Below are 12,876 nucleotides of genomic sequence, written 5' to 3'. Positions count from 1 at the left end.
CGCTTCGGGCGGCGCCAGCCGCCCGAAGCCCTCATTTGTCCAGCAGTTCGCGCCGGACGACCACCGCGGTGCTGCGAGGCACGATCTTTCGCCCCCGGGCCAGCAGGTGACTACGGGTGAAGGCGGCGCCGAACAGCAGGATCAGCGAGCTGTAGTAGACCCACAGCAGCACCATCACTACCGAGCCGGCGGCCCCGTAGGCCGACGCCGTGGCCGTGTAGGCCAGATAGGCGGCGATCACGCTGCGCCCCACGGAGAACAGCAGCGCCGTTACCACGGCCCCCACCAGGACATCTCTCCAACTCAACACCACGTCGGGCAGCACCTTGAAGATGGTGGCGAACAGCAGCGTCACCATGAGCAGGGAGATCAGGAACTCGGCGCCGGTGCCCAGCAGGCCGATGAAGGGCACCAGGTTATCCCCGGCGCGCAGCATGGCGCGCACCATCACCCCGAGCACCAGCGACACCAGCAGAATGAAGCCGATCGCCAACACCACCGCCAGGGAGAGCAGCCGGTTCTTGAGAAATACCAGCAGGCTGTTGGTGCTGGGCTTGGCGGTCACCCCCCAGAGGGTATTGAGCGAGAACTGCATCTGGGCGAAGACCGTGGTGGCCCCCACCAACAGCGCACCGACGCCGAGCAGCGTCGGCAGCAGGCCGCTCTCCTCGATCCGCGAAGCGGCCACGGTCTGCTCGATGGCGTGCGCCGCCTCGGTACCCAGGGTGCCCTGCAGCTGGGCGACGATCTGTCCCTGGGCCGCATCTTCACCCAGCACCACGCCGATCACCGTCACCGCGATGATGATGGTGGGGGCCAGCGAGAATAGCGTATAGAACGCCAGTGAGCCGGCGTAGCTGAAGGCGTTACGCTCCAACCACACTTTCACGGCGCTATGCGTGACCTGCCACCAGAACTGCCATCCGCTCGCTCTCACCTCACCTCCCTGTTCCTTGAGCGTCCTGCCTCAGCATATGCGATTCCGACATGACATGCTGCCCCCTGGGAGTCTGTCGGATCTGACCGTTCGTCGCGAGAAAGCCGGATTGCGAGACAGGTTTATCGATCCGATAAGGCGAAAAGTCCGCTGATAATGAATCAGATCGATGACATTGGCCGGAAGCCCGGATGTCAACGTAGGTCAGCGTTAAGTTCAACTGGCTTCTGGATTGCAGCGCCGCAGGGCCCCGCCCATAATGGGCGCCCCGAGCCGCCAGCGAAGGATCCGCCGATGCCCCCTCCTACGCCCGATTTCGACTGTCTGGTCTTCATCGGCCGTTTTCAGCCACCCCACCTCGGGCACCTGGCGGTCATCAACGAGGCGTTGCGCCATGCCCGGCAGGTCATCGTGCTGGTCGGCTCCGCCTGGCAGGCACGCTCCCTGCGCAACCCCTGGCGCTTCGATGAACGCCAGGCGATGCTGCGCGGCTGCTTCGACGAGGAGGACAATGCGCGCCTGGCGATCGTGCCGTTGCTCGATGCCCTCTACAACGACGACGTCTGGGTACGCGACGTGCAGCGCAAGGTGCGCGACATTGCCGGCCACCACCATGCCCGACTGCCGCGCATCGGCCTGATCGGCGCCAGCCGCGGTCAGTCGAGCTACTATCTGTCGCTGTTCCCACAGTGGGAGTCGACGAGCGTCCCGCTGGTCGAAGGGATTTCCGCCAGCCAGATTCGCGAGCGGCTGTTTCGCTCGGCCTCATCGGCCGCCGATTACCTGAGCACCGGTGCCACCCACGACCTGCCGCCCGGCGTCTGCAGCGCCCTACGTCAGTTCATCGAAGGGGAGGCCCACCGCCAGCTGCTGGAGGAGCAGCAACTGCTCGAGCAGTACCGCCAGGCGTGGGCCCAGGCGCCCTACCCGCCCATCTTCGTGACCGTCAATGCGGTGGTCGTCCAGTCGGGTCATGTGCTGCTGGTGCGGCGCACGTCGGCCCCCGGCAAGGGCCTGCTGGCGCTTCCCGGAGGCTTCATCAACCCCCATGAGCGGCTGCTCGACGCCTGCCTGCGCGAGCTGCGCGAGCGAGTGCGCCTCAAGGTGCCGGAGCCGGTGCTGAAGGGGTCGTTGCGCGGCCAACGGCTGTTCGACGAACCGCATCGCAGCTGGCGCGGCCGCACCCTGGCCGAGGCCTTCTATTTTGCGCTGCGCCCCGAACAGCAGCTGCCCCGGCTCAAGCCGGTCAAGGGCGGCGACCACGCCCGCTGGGTCCCCCTGGCAGAGCTGGAGCCCGAAAGCCTGTTCGAGGACCACTTCTTCATCATCCAGAACTTTCTTGGCCTGCCAGCGGATTTCGGCGGGGCCTAAAAGTGCTTCACGGATCGGCGAGCGGCCCAAGCACAAGGCGCCCGGAGCGCAGGAGGTGGAGCATATGGGGTATATGTGACGCCTCCGAGCACCGCGTAACGCAGTGATTGGGCGGCGCAGCCATTCGTGGAGTGCTTTTCTAAGCTTGGAGGAAGTCGCGGGGAAGTTTCTGCATCTGCCGCCACAGTTTCTCCACGCCCGGCTTGTGGACCAGCGAACAGCGATAGAGGCGAATCTCCAGCGGCACGTCCCACTTCTCGCTGCCGGCCCGCACCAGCCGGCCGCTGTTGAGATCCTCGCGAATGCAGAAGTCGGGAATCCAGGCCAGCCCCACCCCCTGCAGCACCATGCCCTTGAGCCCCTCGGCCATGGCGGTCTCGTAGACGGTGCGCAGCTGCAGCCGCAGCGGGTCGTTCTTGAGCACCATGCGCACGCTGCGCCCCAGGAAGGCGCCCTGGGTATAGGCGAGGTAGGGAATCGGCTCCTGGCTGTCGAGGCTGAAGCGGGGCCGCCCCGCGTCGTCCGCCAGGCTCACCGGCAGCATCTTGACCTGGCCGATGGAGAAGGAGGGAAACACCTCGGCGTCGAGCTGCATGGTCGCGTGCTGGTCATGGTAGGCGAGCATCAGGTCGCAGTTGCCCTCGCGCAGCACATGGATCGCCTCGCCGACGTTCATCGCCACCAGGCGGGTCGGCAGCTCCCCCAGCCCTTCCTGGAGTCGCGAGATCCACTGGGGATAGAAGCTCAGCGCCAGGGAGTGGGCAGCGACGATATCGAGAGCTTCGCGGGCCATGGAAACGCCGCGTAGATGACCCAGGCATTCGTTGAGCTGTTCCACCAGGTTGCGCGCGGTGATCAGGAACAGCTGCCCTTCCGGGGTCAGATTGATCGGCGTGGTGGAACGATCCACCAGGGTCACCCCTACCGCCTGCTCCAGCGAGCGGATGCGGCGACTGAAGGCCGGCTGGGTGACATGCCGCTGGCGGGCGGAGGCCGAAAAGCTGCGTGTATTGGACAGGGCAACGAAGTCTTCCAGCCATTTGGTCTCGAGGTTCACCGCGGCTCCCGATGACAGGCGTTGATTCTAGGTGGCGCAGGCGGCTCCGCGCTGCGAAACGGCCGATTTGGCAGGCCCTAATGTACCCCAGCGACGAGTCGAACCCAAGCGGCTACTGGATCGGCGAGGTCAGGTAGGCCGCCCGGGAGATCAGCTTGCGCCACAGCGGTCGATTCTGCAGTTCGTCATAGCCGATTCGCCGGCAGGCGGCGAAGTCGCGCTCGAGCATCAGCCGTACCTCGGCGGCGAAGCGCCGGTCCGGAATGAAGGCGGTGATCTCGAAGTTGAGCCTGAAGGAGCGATTGTCCAGGTTCACGGTGCCGACGCTGGCTGCACTGTCGTCGATCAGTATCACCTTCTGGTGCAAGAAGCCGGGCTGGTAGCGATACACCTTGACCCCGGCCCGCACCATGTCGGGCAGGAACGAGAAGGCCGACAGATACACCAGCAGGTGATCCGGGTGCTCGGGAATCATGATGCGCACGTCGACGCCGCGCATGGCGGCTAGCCGCAGCGCATCCTGTACGCCCTGATCCGGCACGAAATAGGGGCTGGTCACCCACAGCCGCTCGTGGGCGCTATGAATGGCGTGCTGTACCAGCAGGCTGGCGGTCTCCTGACGATCCGCCGGGCCGGAGGGCACGATCACCACGTTCTGGCATTCCACGCAGGTGGTCTGGGGCTCCCAGCACAGCCAGATCACCTCGCCCGTCGCCCAGTGCCAGTCCTCCCAGAACGCCTCCTGGAGCCCCAGCACGCTGGGGCCGGTAAGCTTCAAGTGAGTGTCCCGCCAAGGACCGTGACGGGGGTGCTGACCGAGGTACTCGACCCCGACGTTGAACCCGCCCAGCCAGCCCTCGCGCCCGTCCACCACCAGCACCTTGCGGTGGTTACGAAAGTTGAGCTGAAAGCGATGCTTGAAGCCGCGGGATGAGCGGAAGGCGGTGACTTCGATACCGACATCGGTCAGTTCACGCAGGTAGCCTTCGGGCAGCTTGCGACTGCCCACCTCATCGAACAGGAAATAGACCCGCACGCCGCGCTCGGCGGCGGCCTGCAGATGCTCCTTGAGCCGCATGCCCAGGGCATCGTTGCGCACGATGAAGAACTGCACCAGCACGTAGTCCTCGGCGGCGTCGATGCCGGCGAAGATACTGTCGAAGGTCGCCCGGCCGTCGATCAGCAGCTCGGCCCGGTTGCCGCTGGTCAGCGGCATCATGGCCAGTTGCTCCACGGCGCGGATATCCGGGTCGCGGGCATCCGCCAGGTAGGGTTCGATCAGTACCCGGTAGCGCGCCAGGACCCGGCGCAGCACGGTATCGCGCTCACCGCGGGCGGAGACGTAGCCGTAGAAGCGCGGCCGCCCGAAGATCCAGTAGGCCGGCACCGCCAGGTAGGGCAAGGTCACCAGGGAGATGATCCAGGCCACGGCGCCCTGGGAGGTACGGCTCGACATCAGCGCCAATCCCGCCGACACGAACCCCAGCAGATGAACCAGGGGAATTACCAGGCCGAACAGCCAGGAGGTCATGCTCTCTCCCTGAAAAAACAGCGTTCTACATCATACCCCAAACGGCTGCGGCCCCGCCAGATGGCGGGGCCGAGAGGTCGCATGGCCACAACGGCTTATAGCGAGAGGCGCCGGAGACAGCTCAAAGAGGGGGTCCGATGCCAGGGATGGCATCGGTAGCGCCCCAGGAGGGGTTCACAGCGCCCCCTCGTAGAGCTGTCGCCGGATCAGCCTCGAGCGTCACCGCCAGAAGCGATAGACGCGATCAGGCGCGCTCGGCGATGATCTCCTTCCACTTGGCCGGGCCGGTCTGATGCACCGAGGTACCCTGGCTGTCCACCGCCACGGTGACCGGCATGTCCTCCACCTCGAACTCGTAGATGGCCTCCATGCCCAGGTCCTCGAAGCCCACCACCCGCGACTTCTTGATCGCCTGGGCGACCAGGTAGGCGGAACCGCCCACCGCCATCAGGTAGACGGCCTTGTTGTCGCGGATCGCCTCGATGGCGGCCGGGCCGCGCTCGGCCTTGCCGACCATGCCCAGCAGGCCGGTCTCTTCCAGCATGGTACGGGTGAACTTGTCCATGCGGGTGGCGGTGGTGGGACCGGCCGGGCCGACCACCTCGTCGCCCACCGGGTCCACCGGACCCACGTAGTAGATGAAGCGCCCCTTCATGTCGACGGGCAGCGGCTCGCCCTTGGCGATCATGTCCACCATCCGCTTGTGGGCGGCGTCGCGGCCGGTGAGCAGCTTGCCGTTGAGCAGCAGGGTGTCGCCGGGCTGCCAGGTCTGCACTTCTTCCGGCGTCACGCTGTCGAGGTCGACGCGCTTGACGTTGTCCCCCGCCTCGCGGGTGATCTCAGGCCAGTCCTCGAGTTTCGGGGCCGGCAGCGCGGCGGGGCCGGAGCCATCCAGGGTGAAGTGGGCGTGGCGGGTGGCGGCGCAGTTGGGGATGATCGCCACCGGCTTGTTGGCGGCGTGGGTCGGGTAGTCCTTGACCTTGATATCGAGCACCGTTGTCAGGCCACCCAGGCCCTGGGCGCCAATGCCGCTCTTGTTCACCTTGTCGAACAGCTCCAGGCGCAGCTCTTCGGCGCGGTTGGAGGGGCCGCGGGCCTGCAGCTCCTGGATGTCGATGGGATCGAGCAGCGCCTCCTTGGCGATCTCCATGGCCTTCTCGGCAGTGCCGCCGATGCCGATGCCCAGCATGCCGGGTGGGCACCAGCCGGCGCCCATCTTGGGCAGCTGTTCCATCACCCAATCGACAACGTTGTCGGAGGGATTGAGCATGGCGAACTTGGACTTGGCCTCGCTGCCGCCGCCCTTGGCCGCCACGTGCACCTCGACGCTGTCGCCGGGCACGATCTTGTGGTGGATGATCGCCGGGGTGTTGTCGCCGGTATTCTTGCGGGCGCCGTCCGGGTCGGCCAGCACCGAGGCACGCAGCACGTTGTCGGGCAGCTGGTAGGCGCGGCGCACCCCTTCGTTGATCATGTCGTCGAGGCTCATCTCGGCGTCCCAGCGCACGTTCATGCCCACATGCACGAACACCGTGACGATGCCGGTGTCCTGACAGATCGGGCGATGGCCTAGGGCGCACATCCGCGAATTGATCAGGATCTGGGCGATGGCGTCCTTGGCCGCGGGGTTCTCCTCGCGTTCATAGGCCGCCGCCATGGCGTCGATGAAGTCCTTGGGATGGTAGTAGGAGATGTACTGCAGCGCATCGGCGACGCTGTCGATCAGATCGTCCTGGCGGATCACGGTCATGGGCAAGGCACTCCTCGGCATGGTCGGCATGCCCGCTTCTGGATTCGCGGCGCGAAGCGGCGGGCTCGAACGGGGGCGGATTATACCCTAACAACTCCTTGCCGGCAGCGGATTGCCGCCAAGGTCGTAGAACCCGCTGGCCACAAGACAAGATAACGGTATAAATTTCGCCTCACGATTCTCGCGGAGCTCGCCGTGACCCGGCGACTACGGATCGGGCTGGCAGGCGGGACAGCGATACAGGCGACGCGAGGCGACCATCAGCCGCTCGATGGCGGCCCCACAGGCGTGGCACGGCAGGCCATCGCGCTCGAAGACGGCAAAGCGCCAGCGCCGAAAACCGGCCCCGCGCGACCGCTCGGCCTTCGCCCAGTCGTCGCGATTGGTCACCCCCGCCTGCGTGTAGGCCTGATGGGTCACCTCCAGCACCGCTCGCGCCAGCCGCACCAGTTCCGGCTGCGACAGCGCCTCGGGGCGAACCTTGTGGGACAGCCCGGCAAAGTAGAGGATCTCCGAACGCAAGTAGTTGCCGACACCGGCGAACAGCCGCTGATCGAGCAGCAGTCCGCCCAGGCCGCGGCGGCGAAACGGCGCCGACTGAAGGCGCGCGGCGGCCTGCTCCACCGTCACGCCGTGGGTGAGCAGATCGGGGCCCAGCCGGGCCAGGAAAGGGTGCCTACCCAGGCTGCCCTCCTCCCACAGCGACACGTCCGAGGCGCTGTAGAGGCTGGCCGCCCTGCCCTCGGCCATCAGCCGGACCCGCAGCGAGCGCTCGGTATCGGGCTCGCGCTCGGCGTCGTGGAGCTTCCAGACACCGTAGAGCTGGTTGTGGGAGTAGAGCACGCGCCCATCATCGAAGCGGGTCAGCAGCGCCTTGCCCCAGCTGTCCACCGCTGAGACTCGCCGCCCCACCAGGGAGTCGGCCTCGGGCGCCAGTTCGGGGAAGGCGAACCAGACGTGCTCCAGGCGACGGCCGGCCAGCTGCTCATGAACCCGATCGGCGGCACGGCGAATTTCAGGGCCTTCAGGCATGACGCCTCTCTCCTTAGACGAGTGAACGGCACCGAGGCCAAGACCGATGCGGTGGCTCGTAGCGAGGGGCGCCGCTGACCGGCCGAAGGGGAGGTCATTCGACAGGGATGTCGAATGTAGCGCCCAGGGAGGGGTTCACAGCGCCTCCCCGGCGGCCGGTCAGCGGATCAGCCCCGAGCGGTGCGGCCGGGCTCGATGGCCTTGATCCAGGAGCCGAACAAAACATCCGCTGACCACCGAGACTGCGATCACCCCAGCGCCAGCTGACGCTCCTTGAGCTCATGCAGCCGGTCGCGGAGGCGCGCGGCCTCCTCGAACTCCAGGTTCTGGGCCGCCTCGAACATGGCATCCTCGACCCGCGATACCTCCTTGAGCAGATCGGCAGGCGACAGCGAGGCGGGGTCGTAGACGGCGCTTGCCTCGGCCACCTTGCGCTCGGACTTGCGGCGGCTGCCCTTCTTCCCCGGCGCCTGGGCGGCCTCGAGGATATCGGCCACCGAACGGGTCACGGTGGTCGGGGTGATGCCGTGGCGCTCGTTGTGGGCGATCTGCTTGGCGCGCCGCCGCTCGGTCTCCTCCATGGCGCGGCGCATGGAGTCGGTGACCCGGTCGCCGTAGAGAATCGCCTTGCCGTGGGCATTGCGGGCCGCGCGGCCCATGGTCTGGATCAGCGAGCGCTCGTTGCGCAGGAACCCCTCCTTGTCGGCGTCGAGGATCGCCACCAGGGAGACCTCGGGGATATCGAGCCCCTCGCGCAGCAGGTTGATGCCCACCAGGACATCGAACTTGCCCAGGCGCAGGTCGCGGATGATCTCGACCCGCTCCACGGTGTCGATGTCCGAGTGCAGGTAGCGCACCCGTACGTCGTGCTCGTCCATGTATTCGGTAAGATCCTCGGCCATGCGCTTGGTGAGCGTCGTCACCAGCACCCGCTCGCCGACATCGGCCCGCAGGCGAATCTCGGAGAGCAGATCGTCCACCTGGGTGCTCGCCGGGCGCACCTCCAGCTCCGGGTCCAGCAGGCCGGTGGGACGCACCACCTGCTCCACCACCTGGCCGGCATGCTCGGCCTCGTAGGGGCCGGGGGTGGCGGAGACGAAGATGGTCTGGGGGCAGATGCGCTCCCACTCCTGAAAGGTCATGGGGCGGTTGTCTAGCGCCGAAGGCAGCCGGAAGCCGTACTCCACCAGGGTCTCCTTGCGCGACCGGTCGCCCTTGTACATGCCCCCCACCTGGGGAACGCTGACGTGGCTCTCGTCGATGAACAGCAGGGCGTCATCGGGAAGATAATCGAAGAAGGTGGGCGGCGGCTCTCCCGGGTTGCGCCCCGACAGATAGCGCGAGTAGTTCTCGATGCCGTTGCAGTAGCCCAGTTCCAGCATCATCTCTATGTCGTAGAGGGTGCGCTGTTCGAGGCGCTGGGCCTCCACCAGCCGCTCGTGCTGGCGCAGCCAGGCCAGGCGGTCGACTAGCTCCGCCTTGATGTGGTCGATGGCGCCGAGGATCGTCTCCCGCGGCGTCACATAGTGGGACTTGGGATAGATGGTCATGCGGGGCACCTTGCCCCGCACCTCGCCGGTGAGCGGATCGAAGAGGCTGATGGTGTCGATCTCGTCGTCGAACAGTTCGACCCGAACGGCCTCCTCGTCGGAGTCCGCCGGGTAGATATCGATGACGTCGCCGCGCACCCGGTAGGTGCCGCGGCGGAAGTCCATGTCGTTGCGGGTGTACTGCAGCTCCGCCAGGCGGCGCAGGAAGGCGCGCTGATCGATCAGCTCGCCGCGGGTGAAGTGCAGGCGCATCTTCAGGTACTGGTCGGGGTCGCCCAGGCCGTAGATCGCCGACACCGACACCACGATCAGCGCATCGCGACGCTCCAGCAGCGCCTTGGTGGCGGAGAGGCGCATCTGCTCGATATGGTCGTTGATCGAAGCGTCCTTCTCGATGAAGGTGTCCGACGAGGGCACGTAGGCCTCGGGCTGGTAGTAGTCGTAGTAGGAGACGAAGTACTCCACGGCGTTGTCGGGGAAGAACGCCTTGAACTCGCCGTAGAGCTGGGCCGCCAGGGTCTTGTTGGGCGCCATGACGATGGTCGGGCGCTGCAGCCGCTCGACCACGTTGGCCATGGTGAAGGTCTTGCCGGAGCCGGTCACCCCGAGCAGGGTCTGGTGGGCCAGGCCCGACTCGAGCCCACCGACCAGCCCGGCGATGGCATCGGGCTGGTCGCCGGCGGGCTGGAAGTTCGACTGCAGACGAAAGGGCTTGCTCATGGAGGCTCCTGGCAGGGGACGGGAATCGACGACGTCACCCGACGGCGAGCGCTGGCGGCGGCGCGCTCAGCCCAGGTCGCTGCGCGTGGTGATCTCTACCGTGGAGGTGGTCATCAGGCGGTGAATCGGACACTTGTGGCTGATCTGTTCGAGCCGCTCGCGCTGGGCCGGGTCCTTGATGCCGTGAAAGGTCATGTTCACCTCGAGACGGTAGACGCCTTTTGCCTCTTCGCGTTCATCGCGTTTCACCGTGACGCTCACGCCGTCGAGCGACCACTCCTTGCGCCGCGCATACATCTGGGCGGTGATCGCCTTGCAGGCGCCCAACGACAGGTCGAAGTAGTCGTGGGGGTCAGGCGCCGTGCCGTCGCCGCCGTAGGCCGTGTCCACATCGACAAACAGATCCTCGAACCCCTCGATGTCCACGCACTGCCGATAGCGGCCGTTATGCTCCGTCACGATCCGGATGCTCATCTACTCCACCTCGATTCCGAGTTTCAGGGACTTCACCGCCTCGATCAGCGACTCGCGGCGCACCTTTCCTTCCACCTCGGCGCCGTGACGGCCGACCTCAACGCTCTCGACGCCATCGAGCATCATCAGCGCCGTGGTAATGCGATTGACCTGATCGGCATTCTCGACGCCCCGAAAGGTGAGCGACTGCTGGGCCATGTGCGCCTCCTGATGTGGCAAGCCTGGGAAGGGCGAGTCTAGCACGGGCGCCGGGAGCTCGGCAGCCGCTTGCAATCCCCGCCCGCCGCCCGCATAACCTTCATGAATAACGATTCCCCGACACGAAGCAGCTGGAGCCATCGGAATGAGTGACTGGATTGCCGCCCTGGGCGGGCGGCGTACAAGCGACGACCGCGTCGAGTTCCCGCCCCCGCCCGAGGAGACCAACCCGGCCCGACAGGCCCTGGAAGGCACCGTGGTCGCCCCCCTCGCCCACCTGGGCATCCTCGACGTGACCGGTGCCGATGCCGCGCGCTTCCTGCAGGGGCAGACCAGCGCCCAGGTCGACCTCGCCGACGGCGACTTCGCGCCCTTGACCTGCTTCTGCACCCCCAAGGGGCGCATGCTGGCCAATGCCCAGCTGCTGCGCGTGGGTCCGGACCATTACCGGCTGCTGATGCATCGCGGGCTGGTCGAGCCGCTGGCTACCCACCTGAAGAAATTCGCCGCCTTCTACAAGGTCGAGCTGCGCGCTCGCGAGGATCTGGCACTGATCGGGCTGATCGGCCGGGAGGCGCTGGCGCTCGGCGAGGTGCGCTTCGACGCCGTGCCGCCGGCGGTCTGGCACCAGGTCAGCCAGGGCGATACTCAGCTGCTGGCACACCCTGGCACCCGCCCGCGCCTGCTGGCCTGCCTGCCGAGCGAGCGTGCGGCAGAGGCCTTCGGCCAGCTCACCGCCCAGGCGGCGCCGGTGGGCAATGCGGTCTGGTGCCTGCACGATATCCAGGTCGGCCTGGCCTGGCTGACGCCCCATCACCAGGATGCGCTGCTGCCGCAGATGCTCAACTGGGAGGCGCTCGGCGGCATCAGCTTCAAGAAGGGCTGCTACACCGGTCAGGAGGTGGTGGCACGTGCCCACTTCCGCGGCCAGGTCAAGAAGCGCCTGGTGCGGGCGCAACTGGAGGGCGACAGCCTACCGGCCCTGGGCGCAGCGGTGACCGACGCCAACGGCAAGTCCCTGGGCGAAGTGGTCGCTGCGGAGCTCGACGCCTACGGCCAGCCCGAGATTCTCGCCGTGGTGAGTCAGAAGGAAGATGCCGGGCCACTCCAGGTCGATGGCCAGCAGCTCAAGCGGCTGAAACTGCCCTACCCGATCGAGCGCCTGGACCCGGAGCAGCTGGCAACGACGGGGTGACCGGATCCAGCCGCTACGGCTGCGCCTGCGCCAGCCCAAACAGCCGCCTGGCGGTGGCGGTACTCTGCGTCGCCACCGCTTCCGCCGGCTGACCGCGAAGCGCTGCCACCGCCCGGGCCACCTCGGCGACCCGGGCGGGCTCATTGCGCTCGCCCTGGTGGCCGGCGAGCGGCATGTCGGGGCTGTCGGTCTCCAGCACATAGCCGTCGTCGGGCAGCGCGACCACCGTGCGACGCAGCCGCTGGGCCCGCTCGAAGGTCGCAGCCCCGCCCAGCCCCACCACGAACCCCAGGTCGAGGAAACGACTGGCCTGCTCGGGTGAACCGGCGAAGGCGTGGATCAGCCCGCCGGCGGGCAGGTCGAGCTGTCGCAGCCGCTTGGCCACCCGGTCGTTGGCGCGCACGCAGTGGATCACCACCGGCAGACGCTGCGCCTTGGCCAGACGCAGCTGAGCATCGAAATATCGCCACTGGGCCTCCAGGCTCTCCTCGAAGCGGGCGTCGATGCCGCACTCGCCCACCGCCACGATCCTTGGGGTCACTCCACCGGCATGCGCCTCAAGGGCCCGCGCCAGGGCGTCCAGGTCGCTCTCAACGTGCGAATCCATAAAATAGGGATGCAGCCCCAGGCAGACGCTGACGTCGTCGCGCTCCCCCAGCGCCAGCACGTCCGGCCAGCGCGCACGGGTGGTCCCCGGCACCACGAAATGGCGCACGCCCGCCGAGTGGGCCCGGGCGAATACCGCCTCGCGGTCGGCGTCGAAGTCGGGGAAATCGAGATGGCAGTGAGCGTCGATCAGCATCGCCGATACCTCTGTTGCTGGCCTCGAGTCGCAGCTATCCCGTCAACAGCCCTCCGCGGAGGCGCTGTGAATCCCTCCCTGGACGCTACCGATGCCCTGCTGCGCTCTCGCGTCCTGCTCCGCTTGCAGGGCCGGTGCTGGCCATCCATGGCCAGCCCGTTCGGAGCAGTGCTCCTCACCCCTGGCATCGGACCTCCGCTTCGGGCTGTCCCCGGCGCTGCTTAGCTTGGCACTATCCTGTTCGCCCCTCGCCCCTCGC

Annotated in this window: 11 protein-coding genes; 2 read left to right on the top strand and 9 right to left on the bottom strand. The window is 67.0% G+C overall.

Going from position 1 to position 12,876, the window contains the following annotated elements:
• Positions 1-31 precede the first annotated feature (31 nt).
• Entirely contained in the window at positions 32-937 is a 906-nt protein-coding gene (locus HOP52_RS04720) for a YihY/virulence factor BrkB family protein (RefSeq protein WP_238976115.1), read from the bottom strand.
• Positions 938-1,231: 294 nt separating this feature from the next.
• Between HOP52_RS04720 and HOP52_RS04715 the strand changes: the two genes are divergently transcribed.
• Positions 1,232-2,308 (top strand): bifunctional nicotinamide-nucleotide adenylyltransferase/Nudix hydroxylase, encoded by a 1,077-nt coding sequence (locus HOP52_RS04715; protein ID WP_238976114.1) that lies wholly within the window; start codon positions 1,232-1,234, stop codon positions 2,306-2,308.
• A 139-nt stretch (positions 2,309-2,447) separates the two neighbouring features.
• On the opposite strand, the gene HOP52_RS04710 is transcribed toward HOP52_RS04715, so the two are convergent.
• From HOP52_RS04710 to HOP52_RS04680, 7 genes are all read right to left on the bottom strand, one after another.
• The gene (locus HOP52_RS04710; RefSeq protein WP_238976113.1) at positions 2,448-3,365 is read right to left on the bottom strand and encodes a LysR substrate-binding domain-containing protein; all 918 of its coding nucleotides are present in this window, start codon (positions 3,363-3,365) and stop codon (positions 2,448-2,450) included.
• Positions 3,366-3,477: 112 nt separating this feature from the next.
• Entirely contained in the window at positions 3,478-4,896 is a 1,419-nt protein-coding gene (cls, locus tag HOP52_RS04705) for a cardiolipin synthase (protein WP_238976112.1), read from the bottom strand.
• A gap of 244 nt (positions 4,897-5,140) precedes the next feature.
• Positions 5,141-6,646, bottom strand: a complete 1,506-nt coding sequence (locus HOP52_RS04700; RefSeq protein ID WP_238976111.1) for a fumarate hydratase — start codon at positions 6,644-6,646, stop codon at positions 5,141-5,143.
• 207 nt (positions 6,647-6,853) lie between these two features.
• Positions 6,854-7,678: an endonuclease VIII gene (gene nei, locus HOP52_RS04695; RefSeq protein WP_238976110.1), complete on the bottom strand. Its 825-nt coding sequence runs from the start codon at positions 7,676-7,678 to the stop codon at positions 6,854-6,856.
• A 248-nt stretch (positions 7,679-7,926) separates the two neighbouring features.
• A complete protein-coding gene (uvrB, locus tag HOP52_RS04690) occupies positions 7,927-9,948 on the bottom strand; it encodes an excinuclease ABC subunit UvrB (protein ID WP_238976109.1) in 2,022 nt (673 codons plus the stop codon).
• A 66-nt stretch (positions 9,949-10,014) separates the two neighbouring features.
• Positions 10,015-10,422, bottom strand: a complete 408-nt coding sequence (locus tag HOP52_RS04685) for an OsmC family protein (RefSeq protein WP_238976108.1) — start codon at positions 10,420-10,422, stop codon at positions 10,015-10,017.
• A complete protein-coding gene (locus HOP52_RS04680; RefSeq protein ID WP_238976107.1) occupies positions 10,423-10,620 on the bottom strand; it encodes a hypothetical protein in 198 nt (65 codons plus the stop codon). It abuts the gene before it with no gap.
• Between the two features lie 145 nt (positions 10,621-10,765).
• Here HOP52_RS04680 and ygfZ point away from each other — a divergent pair, with 145 nt between their 5' ends.
• Positions 10,766-11,815, top strand: coding sequence for a CAF17-like 4Fe-4S cluster assembly/insertion protein YgfZ (gene ygfZ, locus HOP52_RS04675; RefSeq protein WP_238976106.1), 1,050 nt, complete (start codon positions 10,766-10,768; stop codon positions 11,813-11,815).
• A 13-nt stretch (positions 11,816-11,828) separates the two neighbouring features.
• Here the strand turns inward: ygfZ and HOP52_RS04670 are convergent, their stop codons facing one another.
• On the bottom strand, positions 11,829-12,617 hold the full coding sequence (locus HOP52_RS04670) for a TatD family hydrolase (RefSeq protein WP_238976105.1): 789 nt from the start codon (positions 12,615-12,617) through the stop codon (positions 11,829-11,831).
• Positions 12,618-12,876 lie beyond the last annotated feature (259 nt).

It is taken from the genome of Billgrantia campisalis (assembly GCF_022341425.1).
Lineage (GTDB): Bacteria > Pseudomonadota > Gammaproteobacteria > Pseudomonadales > Halomonadaceae > Halomonas > Halomonas campisalis.
The sequence above is the reverse complement of the archived record's forward strand: the minus strand, read 5'-3'. Positions and strand labels throughout refer to the sequence as shown.

Coding starts and splice junctions, on each gene's coding strand:
- uvrB (WP_238976109.1), bottom strand. CDS start 9,948: ATGAGCAAGCCCTTTCGTCTGCAGTCGAACTTCCAGCCCGCCGGCGAC.
- HOP52_RS04685 (WP_238976108.1), bottom strand. CDS start 10,422: ATGAGCATCCGGATCGTGACGGAGCATAACGGCCGCTATCGGCAGTGC.
- HOP52_RS04670 (WP_238976105.1), bottom strand. CDS start 12,617: ATGCTGATCGACGCTCACTGCCATCTCGATTTCCCCGACTTCGACGCC.
- HOP52_RS04715 (WP_238976114.1), top strand. CDS start 1,232: ATGCCCCCTCCTACGCCCGATTTCGACTGTCTGGTCTTCATCGGCCGT.
- HOP52_RS04700 (WP_238976111.1), bottom strand. CDS start 6,646: ATGACCGTGATCCGCCAGGACGATCTGATCGACAGCGTCGCCGATGCG.
- ygfZ (WP_238976106.1), top strand. CDS start 10,766: ATGAGTGACTGGATTGCCGCCCTGGGCGGGCGGCGTACAAGCGACGAC.
- nei (WP_238976110.1), bottom strand. CDS start 7,678: ATGCCTGAAGGCCCTGAAATTCGCCGTGCCGCCGATCGGGTTCATGAG.
- HOP52_RS04680 (WP_238976107.1), bottom strand. CDS start 10,620: ATGGCCCAGCAGTCGCTCACCTTTCGGGGCGTCGAGAATGCCGATCAG.
- cls (WP_238976112.1), bottom strand. CDS start 4,896: ATGACCTCCTGGCTGTTCGGCCTGGTAATTCCCCTGGTTCATCTGCTG.